The organism is Dellaglioa sp. CoH-56-MRSF-13 (assembly GCF_056782095.1).
Map to the genome: position 1 here is coordinate 1 of NZ_JBXAYC010000060.1, position 457 is coordinate 457.

At 58.6% G+C, this 457-nt stretch carries 1 protein-coding gene; it reads right to left on the reverse strand.

Going from position 1 to position 457, the window contains the following annotated elements:
* On the reverse strand, window positions 1-457 hold a 457-nt coding region (locus AC1RP1_RS07875; protein ID WP_481762703.1), incomplete at both ends, for a hypothetical protein.

Below are 457 nucleotides of genomic sequence, written 5' to 3' on the forward strand. Positions count from 1 at the left end.
TCTGGGGTCTCGTCGATATCGACGATAGCCATGTCATCTTCACCCGGAGCTTCTTCGAGAATTTCGGCGTCCGGAACTTCGTCTGGGTCCGGAATCGTGACGCCGGGCTCATCAACCGCGTCGTCGAATTCGTCAACGGTATCCGGAGCCGCAGCCGGAATTTCGGCGCTCATATTCGGCGCGTCTTCGATTTCGCGAGTCGGTTCGACCAGAGGCTCAGCCGGGTTCATGCCAGCGGGCTTTTCGAATTCCGTGCCGCTCGGATTGCCCGGGCTCGTTTCGCCCTTATCGTGCGGAACATCACCAACCGTAATGTAACCAGCAGTCGGGTCTTCATCGTTCGGCAGCGTCTGCGTTGCGTGTTGACCTTCGCCAACCGGCTTCAGCCCTTCATGCTGCTCACCTTCTGCGCTGTGAACTTCGACTTCGCGTTCGGCGTCGTCAAATGCCTTTTCCG